Origin of the sequence: Coleofasciculus chthonoplastes PCC 7420, assembly GCF_000155555.1 — a bacterium.
Classification (GTDB): domain Bacteria; phylum Cyanobacteriota; class Cyanobacteriia; order Cyanobacteriales; family Coleofasciculaceae; genus Coleofasciculus; species Coleofasciculus chthonoplastes_A.
Window position 1 is genome coordinate 1 of the sequence record NZ_DS989854.1, and the last position, 25,086, is coordinate 25,086.

Here is a 25,086-nt window from a genome sequence, read left to right on the forward strand (position 1 = left end):
ACTACAGCGACTTACTTTGTTGAAGTCGCTGTTTCTGACGCTTCCTCGCTCCTAGTTGCTTCATGCTTCCACAATCAGTAGAGCTAGGCAGCTCTGCGTCTAAAGAGGTTCGTTCCAAGCCCCTTGCCCAAATCTCATTTACTTGGGCAGCATTGATATCTCTGTCTTCGGTATGACCGCAGTCAGGATTAGAGCAAACATGAACTCTATCAGCTAAACTCTTAGGCGTTAATTCCCAACATTTAGCACACCGTTGAGTTGGCTTGAGCATCCGGGTTGGTGACTCAACATAAAACCCACCTGCCTCAGCCGATTTGTAGGTTAATAAATCACCGACTAGACCAAACCCAACGTCTAGAATAGACCGATTTAATCCGGCTTTCTGTTTCTTACGCTTACCCTTTTTTGCTTTTCGAGTCATGCCCTTGACGTTTAACTGCTCACCACCGATTAGGCTATTACCGCTGACTATATCACTGGTTACTTTGTGCAGCCAATCTTCCCGTTGTCGGGCTATTTTGCTCTGAACTTTAGAGAGCTGTTTACGTTCTTTTTTCCATCGCCTCGACCCCTTGACCTTCTTATTCCTATTCGGCGGTCTCTTGCGTCTTAACCGCTTTGAGGCTACCTTAACCTTTTTGTGTCCCTCCTTAATAAAATCGGGTTTAGCAATTTTCTCGCCAGTTGAAAGCGTCACCGCGTCTTTACAGCCAAGGTCGATCCCGATTGAACCTGTACCCGTCTGGCGAGTTGGGTTGCACTGCACGGTGATTGATGCATACCACAAACCATTCCTGAAAAAGATTGTGCAAGTAGTCGGGGTTCCCCAAGTTCTAGCTTGACCCCGCATTTGAATCTTTAAACCAAGGTCTCTCAGTTCTAAGTAACCATTGGGTCCGTTAGATAAAGCCTTCCAACTAGCTTTGTCTGGATATGTCCAGCCACTATACCGCCGCTTCGCTTTGAACTTAGGATACTTACCTAATCCCTTGAAAAATCGCTTATAGGTAAAATCAACCCGCTTTAAGGTAGCTTGTAACGTATGGGAACCTAATTCAGCATACTCAGTCCAAACCTTTTTAAACTCAGGTAAACAGTTCTGTTGTTCAAAATAATCAACAGAATGCCCAAAGTGTTTGTATTGTGTCCTACGGTTAGCAATTGCCGCGTTGTAGAGATCACAATGCATTTTTCTCGCCCAATGAAGCTTGTCACATTGGGTCTTGTTTGGATAAAGTCTGAAAGTGGTTCTACGTGTTAGCATACCACCAATATTATCATTTAATTGGGTAAAATAACAATGGTAATTTGATAATTTACGGGATGTCGAAACCCGTAAATTATCCGGCGTTGGTGTCGGATTTAGTCGAAGAGTTTCGGGCGCTGTTGGTGGATTCGTTGGTGGCGTATTTGGTGAATTCTAAGATATTTGTGCTTGAAGATTTTACTCCGCCAGATGAGCGTGGGGGTGTGTATTTGTATCCTGATTCGCTAAAGAAGTTTTTGAAGCATTGGGAGGAGAAGTTACAGGCGCGGATTACTCATCCCCATACTGGCTATAAGGTGAATAACCGCCGTTGTTTGGAGTTGCAGGTGTGGGAGTATGTGGCGTGTTTGATGGGAGAACAGCAGGTTTATCGTCCAGTGCGTTGGAATAAGTGGTAAGGTTTCCGGGGGGGTCAGGCGATGGCTGAAATCCTTGATTTTTGGTAGACCCCCCCGGAGCAGGCTCTGGGTAAGGGTTTCATGGGTTGAATGGGGGTAGTTATTGAGAATTAGTTGCAGCTATTTGGGGTAGATCTTGACCCCCCCGGAAATCAGGGTGTAGAATCAGGTCAGGGTGAGGCTCCTAGGAGCCGACTCTTTAGACTTCTCCGGAAGTCGAATTAATGGAAACAAGATAGGCTCCTTGTCCGCCTATCCACACTTCTTGGGAGTCTCTTTAGACTTCTCCGGAAGTCGAATTAATGGAAACCACAAGTACCTAATATCAATGTGGACAAGAGCCCAATTTACTTTAGACTTCTCCGGAAGTCGAATTAATGGAAACAATAAGATAGAGGGAATATCCCGCTATCAATACACAACAACTTTAGACTTCTCCGGAAGTCGAATTAATGGAAACTCTGCTTTCTCAAGACTCCAGCCTTTGCCTTCTTCTGCTTTAGACTTCTCCGGAAGTCGAATTAATGGAAACTTAAATTAATGGAAACTTAAATTAATGGAAACAAATGGGTAGGTAGGCAATGCCTACCCTACGGAAGCAATTTTTTAGGGCGCACGCTCCGTGCGCCCCTACAGTTTCTGGGGTTCAACCAAGTGCAATCGTTTTAATGGAATCGGTTTTAACGTCGCAATTGTATCCAGTAAATTCAGATTTTCCGTATCATATTATGTCCGGTTGAATAGTCACATTTAGGTGGAGACAAGTCAGAAGGCAGAGAGAGGGCAGAAGGGAAGGAGCAAGGTTGCAAATAAGAAGGATATTATGGTTATTTCGGCGGATATGATATCATTTGACAAATGCAGATATTAAAGGCTGAGGTTTCGGTTATCACACCAAGACAATAAGGCGATGCTTGAGGGTAAGAGATTTCCTTTTATTCGTTGAATGTTGCGGCTTTTGGACTGACTTCAAGCTGTAACTGTGAACGGTAAAAACAAACGTCAAACTCCATAAAGAAGTTGACTTATCCTAAAATTAGTGGTATTATTTACGCCTGAATCCCGGCAAACACAAGCTGTACAGGATCAAAAGGTGCGATCGCGGCTTGAACAATAATAATACGAGCCTCATACTGCGCCAAGTTTCCCGTTAAGTTTAACATCGTTGTCTGTTGCTCCCACTCATATCCCAGTTCAACGAGGTTAAGGATACCTTCATTATTTTATAACATAGCGCGATCGCATCTCAGGTGCTGGAACTTGTCCAATCGGACTTTAGCACGAACTCGCAGCTTAGGGTTAAGCCACTGAAATTTCATAGTGCAGTATCAAAACTTCCTCTCGTTTCAACGTAGCCATTGCATATTCCCGCCCCTGTAAATCCGCAAACTCTACTAAATACTGAGGTTCTTCTTGTTCATCGTAAATATTGACAACGGTACCCACCTGTCCAGATGGCAAAGCCTCAATTTTTACATAGTCGGGTTCAACCAGGTGCAACCGTTTTAATGGAATGGGTTTTAACGTCGCAATTGTATCCAGTAAATTCAGATTTTCCATATCACTTGACAAATGCAGATATTAGACGCGGATGTTTGTTTTTCGCCGTAATTTCCCAAATGGTTCGCAGAATTACTCGCTCAGATCCTGAATTGACAGATTCTGGTACAAGCCAATCTACCTTAAAGATTTGTCCAAACGGAGTTTTTTCTTCCTGAACCACCTCACCTTCCACAGCCGATTGTTGAATCAAGTTTCGTAACACTTCAGCATTACTTGCGGTTATTCCCAGGGCAGATTTGAAGACTTTAGCTTTATGCTTGCCGGATGAATGTTCAGGATTCAAGCAATAGCCAATCAACTTCTCCATGGGAATTTCAGCTTGATTGCCATTGGGGAGTTTCGTCATCTGTCTATTGTATCAGTTTATTCAATTGAACATCCTATCAGAGTCCCCGTTCTCGCAGAATCCGACTCTTCACGTCATTGGTTAACCGTTCATCCTGCAAAATTTCATTCAGCAAGGGTGCATTTTTACCCTGGTCATGTACAATAGCGATGGCAATGGCATAAAGATTCGCTGCTGGTAATACTCGCCCATTTATTACCAAATCCTCTCGGACAATTTGCGTCAGCAATTCGGAGTTATACTTGGCTAACTTTGTCAAAATTCCAGTAATGATTAATCGGTCAACTTTTTGACCAATATCCGTTGCTCGTAACAGCGCTCTGGTACAATCCCTGATGGGGGGAACTAGACGAGAATCCTCTAAATTGAGCATCTGATTTAGGGTGATGAATGCCGCTTTCGTTGTCATATCCAGGGTGGCTTTATGATTCTGTTCCACTAACCTCTGGGTTAATTTAAATGTGGCTTGGGCTAATTCCTGGGAAATCGAATGATGATGCCAAAGACAACAGTTGACCAGTTCATATAAAAGCTGTAAGACTTCCGGCGCTTTATCCTCAGCTAAGGCGTTAAAAAGGGTTTCAATTTCTGTTTCACTCACCTGTAAACCCCCATTCATCGCCGCAATTAATGCCTTCAATGCATTCTGACGCACACCCGTAATTGGAGATTGAACACAGATTGGTGCTATCTGAGAAGCCGCTTGAATCTGGGAGGCAAAATCCAGAACAACCCAGGATGCAGATTGGGCAACATCTCGTGATTTATCCAGACAGAGATTCAGCAGGGGAGTCATGGCGGCGTGAGAACCTTTTTCTATCTGAGAACGATAGAGTTTCACTAACGCTACTCGTGATTCTTTTGATTGAATGGTTTGCTGGAGATAGGGTTCTAGGGATGGGGGAATTCTATTCAATGTCTTCAGGTGATGAATTCTGGGGATAAAATGATGATTTCTGACCGAGTTTCTTTGGCATTAGCGGGAATGGCGGCACGGGTTGTTACCCCCAAGAGTCCAGTTTTTCCTGATGAGTCAAAGGCTGGGTTTTGAATTGGCGATCGCGTGATGGGGAAACCTCTATTTAATAGTAGCCCAGATTGGGGTGTGGTTAGGGTGGCGGATACGGCTTGGGAAGAGGATTTACAACCGTTAGAGGTAGAGGGAACACAACTGTTAGATAGTCAGCTAAAGCTGACTTGAGGTTTTAGCCTTGGGTTTAAACCCAAGGCGGTTGGTGAGACTGATGCTATCGTCGTCCGATGCCGAATTATTTGCGAAATTTGGCGCTAATGAATTTTGGCATGGTTTTGATTATTTGACTCAATTACGTTAGGAAACGTGCGATCGCCAGGATGTTCTGAACTTGATGAAACCCAGGGTTAGAGGGGGGATTGGGGTGAGAGTGCGATCGCACGGTGTCTGTGATTGGGGATGGATTGGTCATGAAACATGGTGACTGGTTACGCCTTCGCGTTGAGGGGGAGAAAATTTGTGCTGTTCTCCGACAGAAGGGTTATGACTGTCAAAAACAAGGGCGTCGTTTGTCGTGGTGGGTGAGTCAATCGGGTAGCTATTGTTATCGTTTGACTTATTTACCTGCACCTGTAGAGGAATGGCGTTTGCTTCCTGATAATACTCATCCTTCTAGGAAACGACTTCTGTCAATTCTTAAGCGGATTTTGGAGAGTATGAGAGGAGAAAGCATGATAGGATTGGCGGAGGATCAGGTATGTTTATCGTCAGGAGAGGATGATTCGCACCCTTGGACAATTGTCCGTTTATTACCTGATGCGAGGTGCTGTACGGTAGCCCGATTCTGTAACCGTCAGGATGCGGATGATCAGGTGAGATTTTTGCAGCGCTATGTACCAGGGGCAAAGTTTGAGGTGGTGTTCGATCCACAGTAATCGGGTAGGGGTCAGGCGATCGCTGAAAGCGTTGTTTTTTCGTTGACCCCTACAAACCTGGCTCTGGGTAAGGGTTTAAGGCTTTGATCTGAGGAAGTTACTGAGAATAAGTTGCAAGTATTCGCCTCAGATCTTGACCCCTACAAAATTGGGGGTGTAGAATTGGCTCAGAGAGAGGCTCCTAGAGGGTGGCTCTTTAGACTTCCCTAGAAGTCGAATTAATGGAAACCCACGTCGTCCGTGAAGGTGATTTCCGTTTCCTCTACTTTAGACTTCCCTAGAAGTCGAATTAATGGAAACACTACCACTTCGGAGTCAACGTCGATATAGACGTCTTTAGACTTCCCTAGAAGTCGAATTAATGGAAACATCTCCATTATGATTTTGACTCAACAATGAGTCTACAATATGCTTTAGACTTCCCTAGAAGTCGAATTAATGGAAACTATTGAGGGAGTCATCGGTTCTACTCCCACCTTATTTCTTGCTTTAGACTTCCCTAGAAGTCGAATTAATGGAAACGTTCCCTGAGTCGGGCTAGGAATTTCCCAGCTACCGCTTTAGACTTCCCTAGAAGTCGAATTAATGGAAACACTGTAAACGCTCGGCTTACGGCTTTGCGTTTGCTTCTTTAGACTTCCCTAGAAGTCGAATTAATGGAAACTCGAAAGAAATGGCAGTAATCCCATTGCCAATATCGACTTTAGACTTCCCTAGAAGTCGAATTAATGGAAACTTTTCCAATGCTTTCTCTAGCTCTTTTAGCATTTGCTTTAGACTTCCCTAGAAGTCGAATTAATGGAAACGGAAATTCGAGGAAGGTTTAGGTCCTGGCAACTTGACTTTAGACTTCCCTAGAAGTCGAATTAATGGAAACTATTACTCCTTCAGGCTCTTCTATTGTAACCATGTAGTTCTTTAGACTTCCCTAGAAGTCGAATTAATGGAAACTCGAGGAGGCGTTCATATTGATTGATTAAACTTTCTTCTTTAGACTTCCCTAGAAGTCGAATTAATGGAAACGATGTGAACGAGAGAGGGCGACCCGATCAAATTGAGTGGACAGGTGTTGTTACTTGATGCAAGCGGGTCGCCCCTACAGAGATTCCACAGGGTTTTGCCCAAATTAATCGGCGAAATCTGCCCAACAAATACATAAAAGAGACCGTAGGGGCGCACCGACGTGCGTCCTATTGCTGACGTGTGTCCAAAACGCTTGCAAATCAAAAGCGATCGCACAACTGAAAAAGCGCGATCGCATCAAAACATCGCTCTATACCTCTCTAGGTAAACCTTCTGTTATGTGGTCTTTTGGGAAATGAGACATAAGGATTTTCGTCTGTGTCACCCCATCTGGTGAGGCACGTTCGTCATTCGCATCACCAGGATTGACACTGGATTACCAGGGGTTAAACTGATAGCATGATAGCTAGTCAGGAAAGGAGGGGAAACTTGATATCCAGTCTCTAAACGGCATAGGGAACCATTGTGATCAAAATTGTCCCCTGTCATCCCCTAAGAAATCATGTCTATTTACATCGCCATTACCTTTTCGCCCGTTCAAAGTTTTATCGAAAAATCTCGGAAACTCCGAGACTTATTTGGTGCATCATTAATTTTGTCTCACTTGAGCCGTCGCTTAATTGATATTTTAATTCCTGATGATCAAAATAAAAATGATTTAGTGATTTCTCCCGGCTTACCGACTGTGGAAAAAGGATTGCCAAACCGGATCTTACTTAAAGATGTTTTCCCCCCAGAAACTAGCGATTCAGAGATTGACAATCAGATTAAAACTGCCTTAATCACAGCTTGGGGAATCATTCTGGACATCTGTAAAGACTGGATACAGACAAACTTATCTGAATTTGCTCCCTATCACTGGGATAAAGAATGGCGAAAATGGCAAAAATGTACTTGGGAAATTTTTTGGGGGCAAGGGGATTCAATTCCCATAGCGATGCAGCAACTAGAACAGCGTAAACTGCGTCGGAACTGGACAGGAATTAACTGGATTGGCGAGAGTTCAAGCCTTACGGGAACCGATGCGATCGCGTGGCAAGGATTGGGGGCTGAGGATAGAAATGCTCAGTTTATTAATTATAGTAGAGAAGACCGCGAAATTCAGGCTTTTTATCAGGAGTTGGCTTGGATATTAGATGGCAAAAAAACTCAGGATAAACGTCAAACTGAAGGCAAATATATTGCTCCGAATGAACGACTCAATATTCCCGAACTCGTTAAACGCTTAGTCACCTTGCCTGAATTGGCAACGTCCATTCAGATGGAAACATTGGATAGCGGCTTCCAAGATATTGACCGCAAACCCACTCAAACAACACCGGGACAATGGACGGGTTGGTTTATGGGCGATGGGGATAAAGTGGGGGATAAATTGGTAGAAATTGCTGATCAACAAGGAGAATCGGGGATTAAAGCCTTTACCAAAGCTTTGCGGAAATGGGGTAAGGAGTTTGAGGCTAAATTTCCCAAGGATAAAGGTAGAGTAATTTATGCAGGTGGAGATGACTTTTTAGGGATTCTTTATAGTCCTGATTCCGCCCATCCGATTCCCCCCTTAACCGCCTTAGAGTGGTTAATTAGCCTACCCGAACAATGGCAACAACATCAGCGAGACATTACCCTAAGTGTCGGCTTTATTTGGGTCGCTGGGAGTGTCCCCCAACGAGATGTACTACAACATTGTCGGGAGGCGGAGACACAGGCAAAACGCTTAGGGCGAAATCGGGTAACCATTCGGGTGGTTTTTAACAGTGGGCAGTATGTGCAATGGACTTGTCCTTGGCACTATTTGGAGATACTCAAACAATACCGCGATCGCGATGATAAAACCTACTCAAATTGGCAACAATCCGGACAACAATCAGAACAAGAACCCAATTGGAATCATGTTTATAATGACCTGCTACAACTCAAATCCCGCCATGCCTTTGGCTTAGGCGTTCGAGATAAGCAGGCGTTATCTGAATTGGGTCAAGAAATTATGGAGAATCGTCAAGCGGTTCTAGAGTTTTTTGATATTTATTTTCCTGGACAAAAAGAGAGAATTGAGCAAAATGAGAAAAAAGAACAAGACAAGACAAAAAAAATTATTGTTATGGAAGATAATGCTAAATTAGCCGACCAAGCCGATGCCATGATTCGCTGGATTTCTGACCTCATTACAGTTGGCTGGTATTTTTTACGCAACGGAGAATAACCCATGATGTATCTCATTTATTGGCGCATCTGTAGGGGCAGGTTTTACCATTATTCCTTCTCCTTAACCCAGATAGAAATAAACCCGCCCCGACTCTTTAACCAATGACATAAACAGAGGACGAAATAATCGCCGTTAAAATCCTAATCCCCCTGTCAAAATGAGAGAAGTAACCTTTCTGTGAAATCAGTGTATAAATAAGCTTTGCCTCCCGACCAAAATCTGGACAACAAATCCGTGAAATCAGTGTTTTGACAAATCCATGTTCAACTATTTAATTATAATCAAACCCTTAGGATTAATGTATGGCAGTGCTGGGGCATTTCTCTCACCAGAAAACCTCGTCGGACGTTCCGGGGCTAAATTTCCCCCAGAAGCCGCCACCCTATCCGGACTTTATTTTAGTGCCAATTATGATAACCCCAAGATTAAACAAGACTTAAAAGAAAACCTCTTTGTCGCCGGACCCTTTTGGGCAAAAGACAACGAGGAACAACAGTTTTATGTTCCCCTTCCCCGACATCGAATTCTCTCTAAAAAAGGCGTTGATGAATGGTATCTGAATAACCAGGGAGAATGGCAACGTCAAACTACTGACATCGAACCCGATTACACCTGGCAAACCATCACCTCTTGGCAAAGTCCACTAAAAATCATTCAAAGTCAAGACGCCGAAGAATCTCCCTGGGACTATATCCCTATCCTCCATCCTCGGATGAAAAAAACAGAACGTCATACCTTATCCCAAGATGGTTTATTTCTGGAAAATGCCGTGCAACTTCCCGAAGACATTTGCCTCGTTTATCTGTCCACTCATGAAATAGAACCGGGTTGGTATCGCTTCGGCGGTGAGAATCATCTGGTTGAGATTAAAACAGCATCCATTAAATCTAAAAAAATCATCAATCTCTTCCAGCAACCGATTCAAAACGCCCTCGCCTTAATTACACCTGGAGTCTGGGGGTCTACCCGCTATTCCTATCGCTATCCCCAACACCCAAACTTTCCTAAACCCGTACACCTATTAACCGATAAAGCCATCCCCTATCGGTACAGCGCTGGTGGGAAATTAGGGCGCGGACGCTATGCCGTTCCTCCCGGAACTATTTATTATTTCGACCAGCCTTTAAATCAATCTTGGTGGGAGTGGCAAGAGGAATGGTTTCCCAATGAAGGCTATAGTTTAAAACACCTGGGCTGTGGCTTGGCATTACCCGTAGAAATTAAATCAGTTAGCTAATAATCGATGGAACAAAACCATGCACAACACTAAACAAGCTTACGGTATCATTGAAACCCTCGCCCCCTTGCACGTCGGTGCAACGGCTGGTGAAGAAAGCGGGAATTTGAACCTAATTTTCCGTGACTCTTTTACCCAAACCGGAATAATTCCCGGTAGTTCAATTCGCGGTCGATTGCGAACAATGATGCGTCAGATTGAACTCCTGGAACAGGCTGAAACCTTAAAAAATCAAGCCCAAACAGATTCCGAGAATGCCGAAACCTTAAAAAATCAAGCCCAATCCTTAAAAGACCAAGCCGTAGCTGAGGAGAATTATTGGTATGGTCATGAAGCAGACTCCCGCCAAACTGATGCCACAACGGAATCTCGGATTAAAATTGAACAAGCCTCCATTGTTTGGCTACCCGTCTTTTGTCCCGGTCAACCTATTGTCTGGGTGAGTTGTCCCAGTTTACTGAAGCGATATCGTCGGATTGTGGGTCAATTAGTTCCCACTTTGCAGGATATCTCGATTCCCAAACCCTATACAGCAGCAAAAGGATTAAACGCACCCAAATCCCAGCATAAAAAAGACAAAGGTAAAAAAGTTCTCTTCTTCAACCTGGGCTTTTTAACCCTGGACCACGAAGTCGATTTATCTCCCTGGTTTCCCCCGAATTTATATTGTTGGTCTGACCGCGATGAATCCTCGATTCCCGCCGTGGTGGTTGATGATAAGGATATCGGAATGATTCACGACATGGCATTATACCGTCAGAGTCGTGTGGCATTAGAAAAGACCGAGAAAAAAGCGAGCCAAGGGGCATTTTTCAATACGGAAGCCCTACCCGAAGGCACGATTTTAGTCTTTCCCATTGCGATTAAACCCACACCCAAACCCTGGACACCGTTTAACACCGATTCCCTATCCGGTGACATTTATTTAGGTGGATTAGAATCCATTGGTTTTGGACATTGCCAACTCACAATTCATCAGGAGGACTAATATGGCTTGGAATTCCTATAATTTAGACCGAGTAGCACAACGTTTGGTTCTCGATTACCGGGATAAGGATGTTCTCAACGAATCCCATAAAATGCGCGTCACTGTCGCCTACGGATTAGAACGATTTTGGGGGGAACATCTGCGCCTAATCAATAAACCGAAAACCCGCATCGCCGGGGAATATTGGCGAGATACCTGGAACGCCTTTGTCAAACTGATGAAAAAGGCGGGGATTAATGTTCCCAACGAAGAAGTGAGTCAGGGGAAAACCGCAGACATTGAAAAGATGGTGACTCAACTCTGGGATAAAGACCAATTTCCGATTGAAAATCAACGCATTGCCCTGACGGTACTTACCCAACTCTGTGACAGTTTAGTCTGGTGGACTCAACGCTATAAAAAACCCTCTAAAGATACCGATGAATCATAACAATGTACCGATGATGTTTCGCGCCCCCGTGGAAAATCGCTGTCAGTTGCAACGGGTGATTAAAGATGCATCCTGTCAAGATTCCCATCGCTGGGTGGAGGAGTGGAAGCAGGTGTTTCCGGAATCGAGTTTGCCCCAACCGGAACCGCCCTTACCCCGGAAATCTGCCCCAGGGAAACGTCCCCGCGTCACCCCAAAAGCCTTGGCGCGTCCCACAAAACCCAAACCTGTTTCATCGCCAACCGCCGCCCCCGCCTCGATTCCAGACTTTGGTACGGGTGTGCAAACGCGGGATTATACTGTTTCCTGGCGCTTAGTTTCTAATAGTGGACAAGAGGAAGGGTTTATTCGCCCGATTATTGGCGGTAAAGGGTTTCCCTATTATTCGGGTGCAAGTATGAAGGGGGCATTTTTGCGCCAATGTTCTCCCGCTGAAGGGTTACGCTATTGTGGGGGAAAACTCTCAGACTCTGAAACTCAACCGGGTATTTTACGCTTTCATGGTGCCTATCCGGTGGATATGAATTGGACAAAACGGTTGGTGGATATTGTCCATTCCCAACAGGAAAAACAGGTGATAGCTGATGAAACCACGAATGCTAATGCCCAGATATCGTTGTATCAAGTCACCTTACGATTTGGGATTTCTAGTACCCAAGTCTTAGAAGAGTCCCAATGGCAGCAGATTTGGCAACGCTGGGAACAGGCGTTAGCCCAAGGAATTGGCGGTAGAGTTAGTGCGGGTTATGGTCAGTTTCACCCGGTTACGTCACAGCCGCCTCTGTTACAAGTGATGTTAAAAGGACAAGGCGTCGCCTCAACCTTAATTCGCGAACATCAGCAGCGATTAGCAGAATTTCGTCCCAATAGTTTCAAAGCCGCCCTCCGGGGTCATACGTTGCGGTTATTGAGTGGGTTAACGGATGCAGAGACGGCTAAGGAATTTACCCAAAGGCTTTGGGGCGGATTTGGCAAGGGGAATGGTTCTATTGTCGGGGGATTGCAGGTGCAGGTTCAGGTGGCGGCGGGTGAGTTGGAGTTACAGCGGCGTGATTATCAACCGAATAACTCTAAGGCTTCGATACCGTTGTACCATCTCAAAAGCGGTTGCTTAGGCATTTCGGCGATGTCGGGCAATTTATCGACGAGTCAAGCCCAACAATTCACCCAGATAGCGGCGGCGTTGGTCAAGTTTGCCCTGTTGTTGGGGGGATTGGGTAAGTCTTGGCGTCGGGTTGACCATTACTTATTTTATCCGGAGTATTTGCAGAATTCTAAAAAGCCGGCGATGGGTTGTCATTGGGAGTATTTGGAACCCGCGATTGATTATTGTCAAACGGTGAATCAGTTAACGGATATTGGGGCGGGGATTGATCAGATTCGCCAGGTGATGAGAGAGTGGATACCGCCAGAAAAACGCTTACCCTCGGATGAATTAAGTCCTTCGGTTCAACAGTGGCGCGAACCTTGGCATCGGCAAAGGGTGCAAGTCTGGGGACGCTGGGCGAGGGATGGCAAGAGTCAGGCAATTGATTGGTTTCATGGGGCGTATCAGGGGGAGAATTCGATTAAGAATCCTCACCGTTTAACGGGGAGTATGGGGACAACGGGACGGATTTGGCATCGGATGTATCCGAATTATGTCAGGGATGATTCCGGGGAGGTTAGGGTGGGGCGGGGATATGTTGAGTTATTGACGATTTTTCCCCCACAGAAATGTTCTGATACCGACCGATTTCTGCGATTTTTGCGCCGGGATACGGAGTTTGAACAGGTTTGGTAAAAGTCAGTCCAGCGGTTTGTAGAGACGTTGCATGCAACGTCTCTACAACAGGGATTATTGGGGAGATTATTTTAATTCAGCCGAAATTAACCTAATGTTGCGACGGGAGTGGATAGTATGACGATTTGGATAATTACGATAGGTAATAGTGATGTTCAACTCAAGAGTAATAAGAATTGGGAGTCGCTGTATGAAGAGGTTCGCTTTGATGAACCGATTTCAGATTGTGATAAATTTTGGTGTTGTGATGAGTTTGAAGACAAAGAAACAAAGCGATTTCTGATTCCCGCGAGAGTGTTGGGTTTAGCATACAGACGGCATCCCGACAATTATCAGGATTTAGCGTTTCCGATACTGGATTCATTTCACGACTATTTTAAGAAAAAACTCGGCGCGTTTCCAGATAAAATTGTGGTGCTGTTAACTGACCAATCGGCAATTCTGGCATCTCAGGTCGATAATAAATATTCTCCCTATTGGCAAGATACCGTCGAACTGAAACCGATAATCGAGTCCTATTTTCGTCAAAAATTCCAGATAAATCCCCAGTTTTGGACGTTAACCCCTGAATCAGGACGAGGACTCGACCATTGGGATAAAACCCTGGGTTTAGTGGAAACGACGCTGTACGCTAAACAAGCTGAATTAGAGATGCAAGGGGATGAATTGGTGTATATCAGCCATCAAGCCGGAACGCCTGCTATCTCGTCTGCGGTACAATTTGTTAGTTTGGGACTGTTTCCTAGGGTGGAGTTTCTGGTTAGTTATCAGTATTATGATGATGAGGGATGTCTTCAGTCCCAAGCTGAGATGATTGCTAGTTCTCGGTATTGGCGAGGAATGCAAGTTCAAAAAGCCAAGCAGTTGGTCAAGGATGGGTTACCGGGTGCGGCGTTAACTTTATATCAAGGGATTTCTGAAACAGTAAGAGATAGGGATATCGAGAAGAAACTGGATGATTTAGTCAAAGGGTTTAATCTGGAAAAAACCTGTGACAATCGCCAAGATGAGTTTGAGGTAGAGGCGGCGATTCAACGAGTGGTTAATGCCTTAGATTTGGTTGAACTGTTTTTCGCTAAGGGGAATTATATCCAAGGGTTGACGCTATTAGCCGCCGCCCAGGAAACGTTTTTGAAAGGGGCGATTAAACATGAACTTGAGGCTAAAACAGTTAATTTGCAGGTCAAAGGGGTAAATAAACGGTTATCTGCCCCGGAGTTAATTGTCTGGAATGATGCTGGATTAGGTTTTGTTAGAAATCCGCAGGATAAAAAATACCGAGACAATGAGCTAAAACGGCGTTTACAGGTTGATTTGAAGCAACCGATTTTTGATGAAAAACTGGAGACATTAAAACAACTTAATTTTCCGGTTGACAATGAGGATATAAAATCTGTTTTTTGGTTCTATGATAAGAAAAACAAAAAGGACTGTTTTCAATTCCATAAAATCGGTAGTAATACAGGAATGTATTATTGGTTGTGTAACCTGCGACCCGATTTAAAAACGTGGAAATTATTAACCTGGATTGCCCAATATGAACGGGAACGGGAGGCTGATTTACGGAACCAACTGATGCACAATTTATTAGGGGTAGAACCCCAAGAGGTGATTGGCTATTTATTGGGGAATCAGAGGGATAACCGCTACACCGATGTGATCAGCACTTATCAGCAAGAGGTTAAAACCCCCTTTATCCGAGAAATTAAGCGATTGAATCTTCCCTTTGAGGAAAGAGGTTTGTCGGAAGAATTACAGCATATTGTAGATAGTATGCATTAAGGGAACCAATTTTCAACGACCGGATATCTATTGGGTTGGATTATTTCTGTTTTTGGGTAAGGGCAAAAACATTGTAGAGACGTTCCATGGAACGTCTCTACATTAATTACTGGAGATTTAGTAGGGTGGGTATTGCCCACCTTTGCATTATCCCTCTATCTGGAGTTTCCATTAATTCAGCTTCCCAACAGAGTGGGAAACTACAAAGCAATCCGTTGCCTGACTGCTGACAACGACTGTTTCCATTAATTCAGCTTCCCAACAGAGTGGGAAACTTCCCGCGTTAGAGGAACCGATATTCGCAACCCCTGAGTTTCCATTAATTCAGCTTCCCAACAGAGTGGGAAACCGTACAAATGATTGGGCGGGTACGCGATCCACAAGGTTTCCATTAATTCAGCTTCCCAACAGAGTGGGAAACCAGATTGTAATCGTGTTTATGGAGAAAAAGGTTGATGTTTCCATTAATTCAGCTTCCCAACAGAGTGGGAAACTCCGGAGTTTGAAACCCCCTACAGGTATGCATTCTAGCAGAGATTTTGACGGCTGAAAATTTTAGGTTCATTTCAGCCCCGCTTATTGAAAATAATTTGTAATTACCAACAAACTCTAAACGCTGAAACGCTCTCACAGCAGAAGTTTCAGAACTTTTGACGGGAGTCCCGGTTTTTTGCCCCCGCTTCCAGCCGTCAAATTTTGCTCTAGACTCATACCCTATTCTCATCAAAGCCGTAACCTGTTGGGGGTAGCTACACAGCTTTTCGTGAACCGTCTCTGCCATCATATCATTCCCTCAACCCTCACCTGACATTTCACGGGAAACAGGACTTACGCCGCGATCCCCATATAATGACAACGGTGCGTTACGCTACGCTAACACACGATGGCGGACTGACCCAGCTAAAATAGGACGTTGTTTGTAGTGAGAACTTTAGTTCTCTAACGCCTAGCTGTAGAGGGCTAAAGCCCTCACTACGTACCCAATCTATTGCACCATTTTAGCTGAGTCACGCCACTACGAATAGAGGTTTTGCGTAAGTCTTGGGGAAATCTAGAACCCTGAGTCGGGGCGGGTTTAGTCACATCTCTTGTGCAACCGAAAAGATAATCGTGAAACCCGCCCCTACAAACCATGTCCTAAAACAACGTGAAGCGTCAAAACTTACCTCCCTTCGTTGCACCATATACCGTGAAACAGTCAGTACAAATGACGTAGCTTGGTTCTTGTCGGAAGCGAGTATAACAAATGACAAATGACGAATGACAAAGGACAATTAGTCATTCGCATCAAATCCTAGCACCGCATCACCTTATCCCATTAGAGTAAAGAAGTCGAGACGGAGATGAACCAATGTTAGACGCTTCCCAATTCCCAACTCTATCAGGATTCAACAGTCTCCTTCCAGGATTTAACCTATCGCTACAAACCGAAGAACCCTTAAACCAAAGGGTTCCATCTTTAACCTCCTTACCCTTACCCTCTTCTCATCCATCCCCCTTACCCATTGAAGAACTTTTATCAGCGTTTTCGGCAAATGTCTGGTTCCTTGACCATAGTATCGGAATCTTAATTCCCACAACCATTGACATCGATATTCCCTGTGATACATCAGCCTACGTGGAACAAGCCAAAACCTTAATGGCTGAGTTATTCGAGGGAATCAGTTGGGTGGAACAATCGGGAATGTATAAAAGTGCTGTGGCGGGAATGGTGAGTGAAAAGAGTTATGTGATTAAGTCGTTTATGACGCGACAAGCGTTAGTCGAACAGTTGCCAACGGTTTTAAAGTTTGTTAGCTATTTGCAGCAGGAATTACGCCAGGAAACCATGGCGTTAGAGATGGATGGAAAAATGATATTATTACAGATAGCACCGTCTTACCCGTAGGGTGGGTTAGGCGGTGATTCAATTGAAAACGTTACCGCCAAATTAGGTATCCGCCGTAACCCACCAATAAAAAAGTGAGCCATTGGTGTAAAAAAGCGAGTCATTGGTACGTTACGCTGCGCTAACACACGATGGCGGCGTAACCCTCCTAAAATAGGGCTTTGTTTGTAGTGAGAACTTTAGTTCTGGCTCCGTCTAGCTAGATAGGGCTAAAGCCCTCACTACGAACCCAATCTATTGTACCAAATTAGCTGGTTCACACCCTACTGAGTCGGGGCGGGTTTAGTTGAGTTAGTGGTTTGAACCGGAGCGTTATTGGTAAAACCCGCCCCTACAAATCATCTGCTTGAGCGAAGGATCACAGTTACCCACTCAAGGTATAATTGAAAAATAATCATTTTTTAGACTGAAACAATTGAGGAGTTATGAAGATGGAATTCATTAGCCCCAAGACTGATTTTGCATTCAAAAAAATCTTTGGCTCTACAGATAGCAAAGATATCCTGATTAGCTTGTTAAATGCCTTGATTTATAATACCAATCCAGTTATTCAGGATTTAGAAATCATTGACCCCTATCATCCTGGAGATGGGGTTGACCGAAAAGATAGCTATCTGGATGTCAAAGTTGTGCTGGATAACGGCTCAACGGTTTTAATTGAGATGCAGAGACTCAAAGGGGCGTCCTTTGAAAAGCGGGTGATTTATAATCTGATGGCAACTTATGCCAATCAATTAAACGATGGGGAAGGATATTCGTACCTTAAACCTGCGATTACTTTAACGATTACGGATTTTCCTCTGTTTGACCAAACTCAGCACTTCCTGACGCGCTTTGGCTTGAAGGAACAACAAGAGTTGTTCGATTATGTTGATCCGGAAATCGAATTAATTGTTGTTGAATTACCCAAGTTCACGAAAACGCTGGATGAATTAGACAGTTTAACGGATAAATGGATTTATTTTATTAAAGAGGCTGCCAACCTGGACGTGATTCCCCCTGCGTTTCGGCAGGTTCCTGAACTGGATAAAGCGATGAATATGGCTAACCAAGCGAATTTAACTGTAGAGGAGGTGGAAGAATTGCGTCAGCGAGAATTATTTCTGGAAGCGCAACAGTGATTTATTGTTTGGAGTTTAGATTTCTCTGGAAGTCGAATTAATGGAAATGATTAACATAATAGGACACGGCAATGCCGTGTCCCTACCCAAAATTAGGAATAATTGATTCTGTAGGGACACGATACTATCGTGTCCTGATCTAATTTATTCGGACTGAATGCTATATATCCTGAGTTGATATCCGGACGCGATCGCACGGCTAAAATTGTGGAATAGATTTTACTGTTAAAATGGATGCCTGCTGTTGAAATCGGGCGCACGCCATGCACTCCTAACTTGTCACCAGAAACCCTTCAGTCACACAATTCGTCATTCGCATAAAATCATAGACAGCGTATCTCATCCCCCTCTAGGATAGAGTCGTTTATCAGTGAACAGTTATCAGTTATCAGTGACAAAGGACAAATGACAAATGACAAAGGACGAAGGACTAATTTGTCACGTTTTAATTGGTTGTCCCGCCAGTGGTAAATCAACCCTGGCTGGGGAATTGGCGCAACTGGGAAACTACAAAATAGTCTCCACCGATGAAATCCGCCAAACCCTCTACGGTGACGCCACAATTCAGGGGGAATGGTTAGAGATTGAACAATACCTCTTACAGCAAATCCAAGACGCGATCGCATCCGGTCAACCGATCATTTATGATGCTACTAATGCTAAACGTTTCTGGCGGATGTCGCTGTTGATGCAATTGCACAGATGTAGCCCATCTTCCCCTACATTGGAAATGGGGTTTGGAAACAAAACCCCTACAATTTCCCCATCTCCCCTGTGGATAGGATGGCACCTGAAAACCCCTCTGTCTACCTGTCTGCGCTGGAATAAACAGCGATCGCGTCAGGTTCCGGATTCGGTGATAGAATGCTTATACCAGTCCCTGCATCAATTTCCTCCCCTAGCGGCGGAGGGATTTGCAGGGGTTTATCCGGTGACACCAGTTAAGGGTAAATTCGATATCGGACAAATCCAAACCAAACTTCAACGCCTCAGACGCAGCCAAGTAAATCGCACCAACCGCACCCAACATGGACAAATTCAGTTACACCGCTATTCTCGGCTGTTGGATTTTGACCGCTTGCTGCATTTAATCTCCCTGATTCTGGCATATCCGGGGATCGGGAATTTACAACAAATTGCGCCTCAGTGTCTGGAAAGCCTATTGGGAACCGTTCCTGACTTTTCCACCTCTGTGGAGGAAATCTGTGCGGTGATGGCGAAATGTAAGGGTTCAATCTATGCCGTACCTGATGCGATCGCGGATGATTTACACTGGTTAACGGAGAATGGATTGATCGGATATCCAATTGGCGATCGCCAGATTCAAGTCGAACCACTACCAGGGACAATTAGCGCTACTCATCCCTATTCTGATTGTGAACCCTTCCAGCGACTTCTGGCAACGATTCGATTTATTTTACACCATCCCTTTTTAGAGAATACCTGTGGTGGAAATTTACCTACATTAGTTGAGGCGTTGAAAACTGAAGGAATACTTGTAGGTGATGCGGTGGATACGGTTCGCAAAGATATCGAAAAAATCCTGAAACCCTATAAACTACTCCCGAATACTCCCATGCGACAGGGTTACTTTTTAGGTACCGCCTTGCTATGGCGTCATGAACTTAAACAGGTGTTTGCGGTTCTGCAATCTCAAGCCCAGAGTTTTGATGATCCGGTAGCCTTAGAAACCTATGAACTATTCCGCGATCGCATAACCTCCAGTAAGCTAGATATCACCGAAGTGTATCCAGTCCGGGCAATAGCTCATCAGTCTATGGTAGATATCGACAGTTTACCGCCATCTGCCCTAGCCCGCAACTTAGACCAACTCGAAGACGCGATCGCATCAGGTAAACTATTAGAATTAAATCGACATCGGGGTGGGGGGAGATTTCCGGGAGATCAGGAGGGATTTTTTACCGCCTGGTGTCTGCAAATCGTCTTTTATAACCATGCTTGGTACGTAGCCTTTGAACAAGAACAAAAGGGAAAAAGCGGGAATTTATTTCGGTTTGAACGATTAGATCGCCTGTTTATCGGTCAACCCCAAACTATCACGCGATCGCGACAAGCCCAAGTGCGATCGTTAAACAAGCTAAACCGCCTCCATGAAGCCAGTGCGGGTTTATTTCTGGGGAATAGTGTTAAAGATCAACAACAATTTCTTAGTCCGAAAAAAACAGAACGGGCGGCGGTGGAAATCCGGGTCGAACTCTGGTTTAATGATAGTATATTTCCCTTTATTTGTGAAGGGACAAAACGCTATCCACCGGGACAGATGAAGATGTCACCGCCGTTAGGGAATAAACCGACTAGCCGTCGATTAAAATCAATTTTTTCCCTATCTCCCAGCCCTGATCCAGAGTTTCCCCATCGCTTTCAAGTCACTTTCCCCAAATGGTCACTTGAGGATGTAGACTTATGGCGTTGGGTGGCTGGATTTGGTGGGAACGTCAAAGTAGTGCAACCCCAACCCTTGATTGACAAAATTCAGGACATCGGCGCGGGAATTTGTCGGCTGTATCCTCAGTCAGAGGGGGACAGTTAACCTGAAGTTCTCTTGTGAAAAATTGCTACACCGTATGCCTATCTTGTCTGGGTTTAGAGCGATTTGGCTCTTGGTTTTATGGGTTATAGCACTACGCACACAGGTTAGGACAAAAGAAGAAAAATTTAAATCGCTCAACACCGAGCGAAGCCGGTTCCCGTTCAATTTAACAAACTGTCTGCGAAAATATATAGTTATCTGCTACTTGCATGACAAAATTCTAAGTTGAGCAATACTATGAGTTCTCGAATAGGCGTGGCTTTGAGCCTGTTAACAATTGTGAGTTTCTTGGCTGACCCGATCCGAGTTGCAGCTCAAGAGGAGAAGTTTAGCTCGTCTCCAGTCGTGATAGCAAAGCGGGGAGAAGGGGAGAATGCTAAACCAATCATTGTTGCCGAGTTAGTTGAACAACTGCGTACCGCCGATATTGGCAAACGTCGGGAAATTATTCAACAACTTAGTGATACCCAACAAGATATTGTTCCAGCATTGCTCAGTGCAATGGACGATCCTGATCCTCTGGTCAAAAGTGGTGTAGCAGAAGCATTAGGCAATCTCACTGATGATGCTGCACCAGCATTTCGGTTCCGGCTAACCCTCAAGAATTGGTGCGAGTCAATGCTGCTATTGCCTTGGGCAAGTTGGGCGATCGCAGTGCCATTCCTGCTTTGATTACTGCTGTTGGGGATAATAATCCTTGGATGCAGCTTGCCAGTGGGTGGGCATTACTCAAGTTTGGAGAAATTCAAGGTTTGCCAGTAGTCGGGCGATTGGTGCAGCACCCGGAACCATTGATTCAACGAGAGGCACTGTCTCAGTTACGGGGTTATGGAGATCAGGGATTCCCTTATCTCGTACCCTACTACGCAGCGCGATTAGACTCTACCAATGATAACGATCGCAATAACGCAATTATTCGGCTGGGGAAGTTTGGATCAGCTTCCTTGGATGTAGTACCAAAACTCCGCGCTTTATTAGTCAGCAATAAAAAGGACTCGCCGGGGTATGCTGCGACAATTCTGGGAGAAATTGCGCGGGATACGGCTATTGCTTGGCAGAATGGTAATCTTAGCGAAGACCAACGCCAACAAGCGATCAGCGAATTTACCCAAGTTCTTTCTATCATGCAGGCTCCTAATGCTCGGTTTAACCGTGAACCAATTGATCGTGTCCGCACTGGACTGGCGACGCTCCGAGGGGTGCAGTTTTGAGCGACTCAAGTATTTTTGCTGCGCTGCACTAGCAAGTGTTTTTCATAGAAAATATACAGTGGAGCGTAACAAAACCTATAGAGGCGCGATCGCTAACTCCAAGTAATACCTTTCCCCTTCAGGGTTTGGAATCCAAATGTGGGAACAAACACTTGGCTTGCTCCTACGGCGGAGGCTACCTGTTCCTCAATCTAGCACCAAAGCCGAGCGTTGCTCTCTCAGGAAGAGTGTGAGGGTTATTTGAGGAAAATTCGTCGAAATCGTGAACAACCAACGGGTATTATTTTGCCGTATAAGTTAGCAGATTCACTTATAATAGCCTGAAATAATGTGGATTTTCCCTCACTAATCCCTCAATTATCCCTCATCTTGGGATGTATCAAAATGAATTTTTTGACTTAAATGCGGCGTCTTGGAAGATTTAGGTGGGGAACGGTGCGCTCTTTTTTAACGCTCTAAAAAAATAGCCCAACAGATATACTCTGTCGGGCAATAGTTCAGACGGAACCTTGCTGCTTGAAATAGTCTCTCCAACAAGGAGCTAGTAAGATATTGGGTGGGATTTCCGGCTCCAGTTCCAGCCAAAGGGAGGCAATAGCTTCTGTGGAATAGCCGGCTTTACCGCAGCCTATTGCCGTACAGAGCAACCGACGGTCAAGATGTTGGTTAGCCCAAGTTACCAACTCCTCAATCTGGACACGAATAACGGATAGTGGAGTTGATTGCTTTCGCCGCCAGTCAGTCTTGGTTTCGATAGCATAGCTTGCCCCAGCATGACCCTCTTGGTAGCCCCTTGGTCTACCATAGATAGCCCATTTGCCGATAACTTCTTCTCCAGGTTGCCATGGTTGCCGTCGGTTAACCAACTCAAGGTGATACTCTTGTCCAAAGGCTTGAAGTGCAGCGCCAGCGCCATGTATGCCTTTCCCGTTTGAACCAAAGACAAAGACATCACCCTCTTCTAGCTCAACAATTGGATTAGGAGCAGGTTCTCTTTGAGCTAAAACAGAACATTGGTATCGTCGATACGCCTCAATAAGGCATCGAATCATCGGTGAATTAGTACCTTCCCCTTCCCACCACTGAAAACGTTTGGTTAGAGCGCCCGTTTGGTGACGGCACTCTTGGAGCCAGGGAATGCCACCCCGTTTGGCGATCGCTTCTGCCAGTTGGGGATGTTGTTTGAACTTCGCGGTGGCGATGCGGATGTACAGTTCCAGTCGTTTTGGCGAACCTTGAGGATAGCGCTTCTTCAAAGTCTGATAGGCACCTTCTGCGTCTCGGTATAGTGTTCCCCTCTTGTCGGTGATTGGATAGTGCTGAAAGATTTTTCCCTTCTTAAAGCTGAATTCTGTGGGAAATGTCAGCGCCGCACCGAGCGGGTCACAACTGCCCGAATAGATATTTACACCGGGATGTGCCATGGTTTTACCTCAATCACTGCATTTGAGGTAGGGCGATAGCCTCAATGAAAACCCTCTTTGGGAAGAACTTGACTGAATCTTCCTCAAGTAGCTGTAGAGAGTTATCCTTCACAAGATAGAGAGAACATCAACCTCAATTCGTTGATTTTTCGTGAATGAAATTCATCCATTTGATAGAGAGAGATGATTAAATTGGCTTGGAGATAAGGTTAAACTGAGCGCTATGTCTGAGGGGTTATGGTAGTCTATTGGGATTCTTTGCTAGGAATAACAATAGCCTTGAGGAGAACTTGAGGAAAATCCAATGAAGTCTTTTCAAGGTTTTTACAATTCCCATTGAGTGAAATTACTGTTGAATAGAAAGGAGCTTCGTTATGGGTCGAAAGCCAAAACCCCCGGATTTGTTTCTGGTCTTGGATTTTGGTGGCTCTCTCACCAAAGTGATTTATATGGGCAAAAATGGAGAGCCTACTGTGTTATGTATGGAGCCAGAAGTAATTGGTGTACCTGCCGCATCCGTTGATGCCTACGAGCGACTAAGCCTAGACATGGGAGAAGCTTTACCACAAGATAGGGCTTGGGTTAAAGTTGACGAAAGCTATTATGCTGTAGGTTATCTAGCCGCAAAGCGGTTCCATGGGAATGCGGGGTTGTCTCAACTTAAGTACGAGCGAGCCTATCCCAAAACATTGGCAGCCGTTTGGGTGGCAGCAACATCTCTGGGCTTAGGAAATCGGTTTAAAGTGGCACTCGCGGCGCTACTGCCACCGGGGGAATACGAGAATGCTAGTCGATTGGAAGCGATGATTGCTTCGGGTCTAGAGCGGTTTGAGACGCCGGATGGAACGTTGAGGGTAAAGCTAACGCACTTTGATTGTAAGCCCGAAGGTGCAGGAATCTATTTGATGCGGACGCAATCGGAGGGAATGGCTCTAAAACGCAAGACTTGTGCAGTAGTGATGCTGGGCTACCGGAACGCCAGTGTGCTGGTTTCAGAACGGGGACAAGTTGGCAAGCGTGTGACCTCTTCTTTTGGATTTGTGCGGTTGGTGGAGATGGTAGATAGCCGCACATCGGGTCTGGATACGGGAAGGTTAGCACGAGCGATCGCCCTTGGTGGAGAACAACCCTCACCGAAGCTATTGCAACCTCTGTTGCAGTCGGTAACCCGTGAGGGACGCAAAGAGGAAATGGCGGCGCTGACTAATGCAATTGTTGAATGTCGTCCAGAGTATGCCCTGGCGCTGCGAAGCTGGTTGCGGGAAGTACTGCCACGAGATCTGGATGAGGTGATTTTATCAGGAGGGACAGCCGATTATCTCAAACGGGACTTGGAAGAGCATTTTGCCGGGGTGGATGTGATCTGGCATGGTGTAGAGCTGCCTCCCAACCTACGGGATGCAGAACTGGGTAATCGAATTAGCGATGCCTATGGAATGTACCTTTATTTCCAAAGCATTGTTGGTCAGTCTTTAGTCGAATCTTTGCGTGAGTCAACGGAGGTAGCCACAAGTGCGTAAAAGACGGGATATTTTGTTCCGGTTCCAGCCGATGGCAGATACGCCGGATAGTGTTGTTCTTGATTATCTCAAAAGTGGAGTGTCTCCAAATGAGTTGGTGCTAAGGGCGATTAGAGCCTATTGGTTACCATTTGCTTATCAAGCAACTGGTGTGAGAAATCAGGCAGAACTTGCCGCCGCCGCGCAAGAGGCTATTTTCTGTTTGGAGGGACAAATTGAACAGTTACGGCAGGCGTTTGGGCTTAAGCCAGAGGAGTTAGTTTCTTATCAGCAAGAAGTCGTTTCCTCTCGGGCAGTTCGGAGAGGTTTATCAAAACCATCAGATGGAGCGTGGGGTGCTTTTTCTCAGGCAGCTTCTCTTGAGTTTGATGCAAGTGGCTTGTAAGCAAAAATAGAAAGTATCTAAACGCATGAACTTCTGATAATCATTCATTTGAGAGGTAAAA

Annotated in this window: 19 protein-coding genes, 3 pseudogenes and 3 CRISPR repeat arrays; of the genes and pseudogenes, 16 read left to right on the forward strand and 6 right to left on the reverse strand. The window is 45.1% G+C overall.

Going from position 1 to position 25,086, the window contains the following annotated elements; all coding sequences use genetic code 11:
* Position 1: 1 nt before the first annotated feature.
* The gene (locus tag MC7420_RS19230) at positions 2 to 1,264 is read right to left on the reverse strand and encodes an RNA-guided endonuclease InsQ/TnpB family protein (protein WP_157453233.1); all 1,263 of its coding nucleotides are present in this window, start codon (positions 1,262 to 1,264) and stop codon (positions 2 to 4) included.
* A 74-nt stretch (positions 1,265 to 1,338) separates the two neighbouring features.
* Between MC7420_RS19230 and cas1 the strand changes: the two are divergent.
* Positions 1,339 to 1,665: pseudogene (gene cas1, locus MC7420_RS19235) on the forward strand (CRISPR-associated endonuclease Cas1); the annotation flags it as partial.
* A 197-nt stretch (positions 1,666 to 1,862) separates the two neighbouring features.
* Positions 1,863 to 2,197: direct repeats of the CRISPR family, unit length 35 nt; unit sequence CTTTAGACTTCTCCGGAAGTCGAATTAATGGAAAC.
* A 403-nt stretch (positions 2,198 to 2,600) separates the two neighbouring features.
* Here the strand turns inward: cas1 and MC7420_RS43865 are convergent.
* The 4 genes and pseudogenes from MC7420_RS43865 to MC7420_RS19255 all read right to left on the reverse strand — a co-directional run.
* A pseudogene (locus MC7420_RS43865) lies at positions 2,601 to 2,864 on the reverse strand (hypothetical protein); the annotation flags it as partial.
* A 100-nt stretch (positions 2,865 to 2,964) separates the two neighbouring features.
* A complete protein-coding gene (locus tag MC7420_RS19245) occupies positions 2,965 to 3,225 on the reverse strand; it encodes a DUF4926 domain-containing protein (protein ID WP_006102534.1) in 261 nt (86 codons plus the stop codon).
* A gap of 1 nt (position 3,226) precedes the next feature.
* Positions 3,227 to 3,574, reverse strand: a complete 348-nt coding sequence (locus MC7420_RS19250) for a DUF6883 domain-containing protein (RefSeq protein WP_006102423.1) — start codon at positions 3,572 to 3,574, stop codon at positions 3,227 to 3,229.
* A 37-nt stretch (positions 3,575 to 3,611) separates the two neighbouring features.
* Positions 3,612 to 4,490: a hypothetical protein gene (locus MC7420_RS19255; RefSeq protein ID WP_006102425.1), complete on the reverse strand. Its 879-nt coding sequence runs from the start codon at positions 4,488 to 4,490 to the stop codon at positions 3,612 to 3,614.
* Between the two features lie 150 nt (positions 4,491 to 4,640).
* Here MC7420_RS19255 and MC7420_RS43415 point away from each other — a divergent pair, with 150 nt between their 5' ends.
* The 13 genes and pseudogenes from MC7420_RS43415 (at position 4,641) to MC7420_RS19315 (ending at position 21,696) form a co-directional block, all read left to right on the forward strand.
* Positions 4,641 to 4,775, forward strand: coding sequence for a hypothetical protein (locus tag MC7420_RS43415; protein WP_269546317.1), 135 nt, complete (start codon positions 4,641 to 4,643; stop codon positions 4,773 to 4,775).
* A gap of 242 nt (positions 4,776 to 5,017) precedes the next feature.
* Positions 5,018 to 5,482 carry a hypothetical protein gene (locus MC7420_RS19260; protein WP_006102372.1) on the forward strand — a complete coding sequence of 155 codons (465 nt, stop codon included), beginning with the start codon at positions 5,018 to 5,020 and terminating at the stop codon, positions 5,480 to 5,482.
* Positions 5,483 to 5,676: 194 nt separating this feature from the next.
* Positions 5,677 to 6,505: direct repeats of the CRISPR family, unit length 35 nt; unit sequence CTTTAGACTTCCCTAGAAGTCGAATTAATGGAAAC.
* Between the two features lie 502 nt (positions 6,506 to 7,007).
* Positions 7,008 to 8,702 (forward strand): Cas10/Cmr2 second palm domain-containing protein, encoded by a 1,695-nt coding sequence (locus MC7420_RS19265; protein ID WP_006102395.1) that lies wholly within the window; start codon positions 7,008 to 7,010, stop codon positions 8,700 to 8,702.
* 262 nt (positions 8,703 to 8,964) lie between these two features.
* Positions 8,965 to 9,942 (forward strand): type III-B CRISPR module-associated Cmr3 family protein, encoded by a 978-nt coding sequence (locus tag MC7420_RS19270; RefSeq protein ID WP_006102490.1) that lies wholly within the window; start codon positions 8,965 to 8,967, stop codon positions 9,940 to 9,942.
* 19 nt (positions 9,943 to 9,961) lie between these two features.
* Positions 9,962 to 10,930: an RAMP superfamily CRISPR-associated protein gene (locus tag MC7420_RS19275; RefSeq protein WP_006102499.1), complete on the forward strand. Its 969-nt coding sequence runs from the start codon at positions 9,962 to 9,964 to the stop codon at positions 10,928 to 10,930.
* Position 10,931: 1 nt separating this feature from the next.
* Positions 10,932 to 11,360, forward strand: a complete 429-nt coding sequence (locus tag MC7420_RS19280; RefSeq protein ID WP_006102493.1) for a hypothetical protein — start codon at positions 10,932 to 10,934, stop codon at positions 11,358 to 11,360.
* Entirely contained in the window at positions 11,350 to 13,143 is a 1,794-nt protein-coding gene (locus tag MC7420_RS19285) for a hypothetical protein (RefSeq protein ID WP_044208326.1), read from the forward strand. The genes MC7420_RS19280 and MC7420_RS19285 overlap by 11 nt, the downstream gene beginning before the upstream one ends.
* Before the next feature lie 117 nt (positions 13,144 to 13,260).
* Entirely contained in the window at positions 13,261 to 14,925 is a 1,665-nt protein-coding gene (locus MC7420_RS19290) for a hypothetical protein (protein ID WP_006102563.1), read from the forward strand.
* A gap of 164 nt (positions 14,926 to 15,089) precedes the next feature.
* Positions 15,090 to 15,419: direct repeats of the CRISPR family, unit length 37 nt; unit sequence GTTTCCATTAATTCAGCTTCCCAACAGAGTGGGAAAC.
* A gap of 857 nt (positions 15,420 to 16,276) precedes the next feature.
* The gene (locus tag MC7420_RS19295) at positions 16,277 to 16,813 is read left to right on the forward strand and encodes a hypothetical protein (RefSeq protein WP_006102517.1); all 537 of its coding nucleotides are present in this window, start codon (positions 16,277 to 16,279) and stop codon (positions 16,811 to 16,813) included.
* Between the two features lie 431 nt (positions 16,814 to 17,244).
* Positions 17,245 to 17,922 (forward strand): annotated as a pseudogene (locus tag MC7420_RS19300) (Rpn family recombination-promoting nuclease/putative transposase); the annotation flags it as partial.
* Between the two features lie 424 nt (positions 17,923 to 18,346).
* A complete protein-coding gene (locus tag MC7420_RS19305) occupies positions 18,347 to 20,485 on the forward strand; it encodes a WYL domain-containing protein (protein WP_006102383.1) in 2,139 nt (712 codons plus the stop codon).
* 237 nt (positions 20,486 to 20,722) lie between these two features.
* Complete coding sequence (locus tag MC7420_RS19310) at positions 20,723 to 21,157, forward strand: HEAT repeat domain-containing protein (RefSeq protein ID WP_044208328.1); 435 nt, start codon at positions 20,723 to 20,725, stop codon at positions 21,155 to 21,157.
* The gene (locus MC7420_RS19315; RefSeq protein ID WP_232231743.1) at positions 21,094 to 21,696 is read left to right on the forward strand and encodes a HEAT repeat domain-containing protein; all 603 of its coding nucleotides are present in this window, start codon (positions 21,094 to 21,096) and stop codon (positions 21,694 to 21,696) included. The genes MC7420_RS19310 and MC7420_RS19315 overlap by 64 nt, the downstream gene beginning before the upstream one ends.
* A gap of 497 nt (positions 21,697 to 22,193) precedes the next feature.
* Here MC7420_RS19315 and MC7420_RS19320 read toward each other — a convergent pair whose 3' ends face one another.
* Positions 22,194 to 23,120, reverse strand: coding sequence for an A1S_2505 family phage non-structural protein (locus MC7420_RS19320; protein WP_006102540.1), 927 nt, complete (start codon positions 23,118 to 23,120; stop codon positions 22,194 to 22,196).
* Between the two features lie 374 nt (positions 23,121 to 23,494).
* On the opposite strand from MC7420_RS19320, the gene MC7420_RS19325 reads away from it, so the two are divergent.
* Both MC7420_RS19325 and MC7420_RS19330 read left to right on the forward strand, forming a co-directional pair.
* Entirely contained in the window at positions 23,495 to 24,640 is a 1,146-nt protein-coding gene (locus MC7420_RS19325) for a ParM/StbA family protein (protein ID WP_006102389.1), read from the forward strand.
* Entirely contained in the window at positions 24,633 to 25,025 is a 393-nt protein-coding gene (locus MC7420_RS19330; RefSeq protein ID WP_157453234.1) for a hypothetical protein, read from the forward strand. The genes MC7420_RS19325 and MC7420_RS19330 overlap by 8 nt, the downstream gene beginning before the upstream one ends.
* The last annotated feature ends 61 nt before the right edge of the window (positions 25,026 to 25,086 follow it).

What these genes read in the sequence shown, in the direction of transcription:
- MC7420_RS19230 (WP_157453233.1), bottom strand. Translation starts at nt 1,264, where the DNA reads ATGCTAACACGTAGAACCACTTTCAGACTTTATCCAAACAAGACCCAA.
- MC7420_RS19295 (WP_006102517.1), top strand. Translation starts at nt 16,277, where the DNA reads ATGTTAGACGCTTCCCAATTCCCAACTCTATCAGGATTCAACAGTCTC.
- MC7420_RS19325 (WP_006102389.1), top strand. Translation starts at nt 23,495, where the DNA reads ATGGGTCGAAAGCCAAAACCCCCGGATTTGTTTCTGGTCTTGGATTTT.
- MC7420_RS19285 (WP_044208326.1), top strand. Translation starts at nt 11,350, where the DNA reads ATGAATCATAACAATGTACCGATGATGTTTCGCGCCCCCGTGGAAAAT.
- MC7420_RS19265 (WP_006102395.1), top strand. Translation starts at nt 7,008, where the DNA reads ATGTCTATTTACATCGCCATTACCTTTTCGCCCGTTCAAAGTTTTATC.
- MC7420_RS19260 (WP_006102372.1), top strand. Translation starts at nt 5,018, where the DNA reads ATGAAACATGGTGACTGGTTACGCCTTCGCGTTGAGGGGGAGAAAATT.
- MC7420_RS19310 (WP_044208328.1), top strand. Translation starts at nt 20,723, where the DNA reads ATGAGTTCTCGAATAGGCGTGGCTTTGAGCCTGTTAACAATTGTGAGT.
- MC7420_RS43415 (WP_269546317.1), top strand. Translation starts at nt 4,641, where the DNA reads ATGGGGAAACCTCTATTTAATAGTAGCCCAGATTGGGGTGTGGTTAGG.
- MC7420_RS19270 (WP_006102490.1), top strand. Translation starts at nt 8,965, where the DNA reads ATGTTCAACTATTTAATTATAATCAAACCCTTAGGATTAATGTATGGC.
- MC7420_RS19275 (WP_006102499.1), top strand. Translation starts at nt 9,962, where the DNA reads ATGCACAACACTAAACAAGCTTACGGTATCATTGAAACCCTCGCCCCC.
- MC7420_RS19305 (WP_006102383.1), top strand. Translation starts at nt 18,347, where the DNA reads ATGACAAAGGACGAAGGACTAATTTGTCACGTTTTAATTGGTTGTCCC.
- MC7420_RS19280 (WP_006102493.1), top strand. Translation starts at nt 10,932, where the DNA reads ATGGCTTGGAATTCCTATAATTTAGACCGAGTAGCACAACGTTTGGTT.
- MC7420_RS19250 (WP_006102423.1), bottom strand. Translation starts at nt 3,574, where the DNA reads ATGACGAAACTCCCCAATGGCAATCAAGCTGAAATTCCCATGGAGAAG.
- MC7420_RS19245 (WP_006102534.1), bottom strand. Translation starts at nt 3,225, where the DNA reads ATGGAAAATCTGAATTTACTGGATACAATTGCGACGTTAAAACCCATT.
- MC7420_RS19290 (WP_006102563.1), top strand. Translation starts at nt 13,261, where the DNA reads ATGACGATTTGGATAATTACGATAGGTAATAGTGATGTTCAACTCAAG.
- MC7420_RS19320 (WP_006102540.1), bottom strand. Translation starts at nt 23,120, where the DNA reads ATGGCACATCCCGGTGTAAATATCTATTCGGGCAGTTGTGACCCGCTC.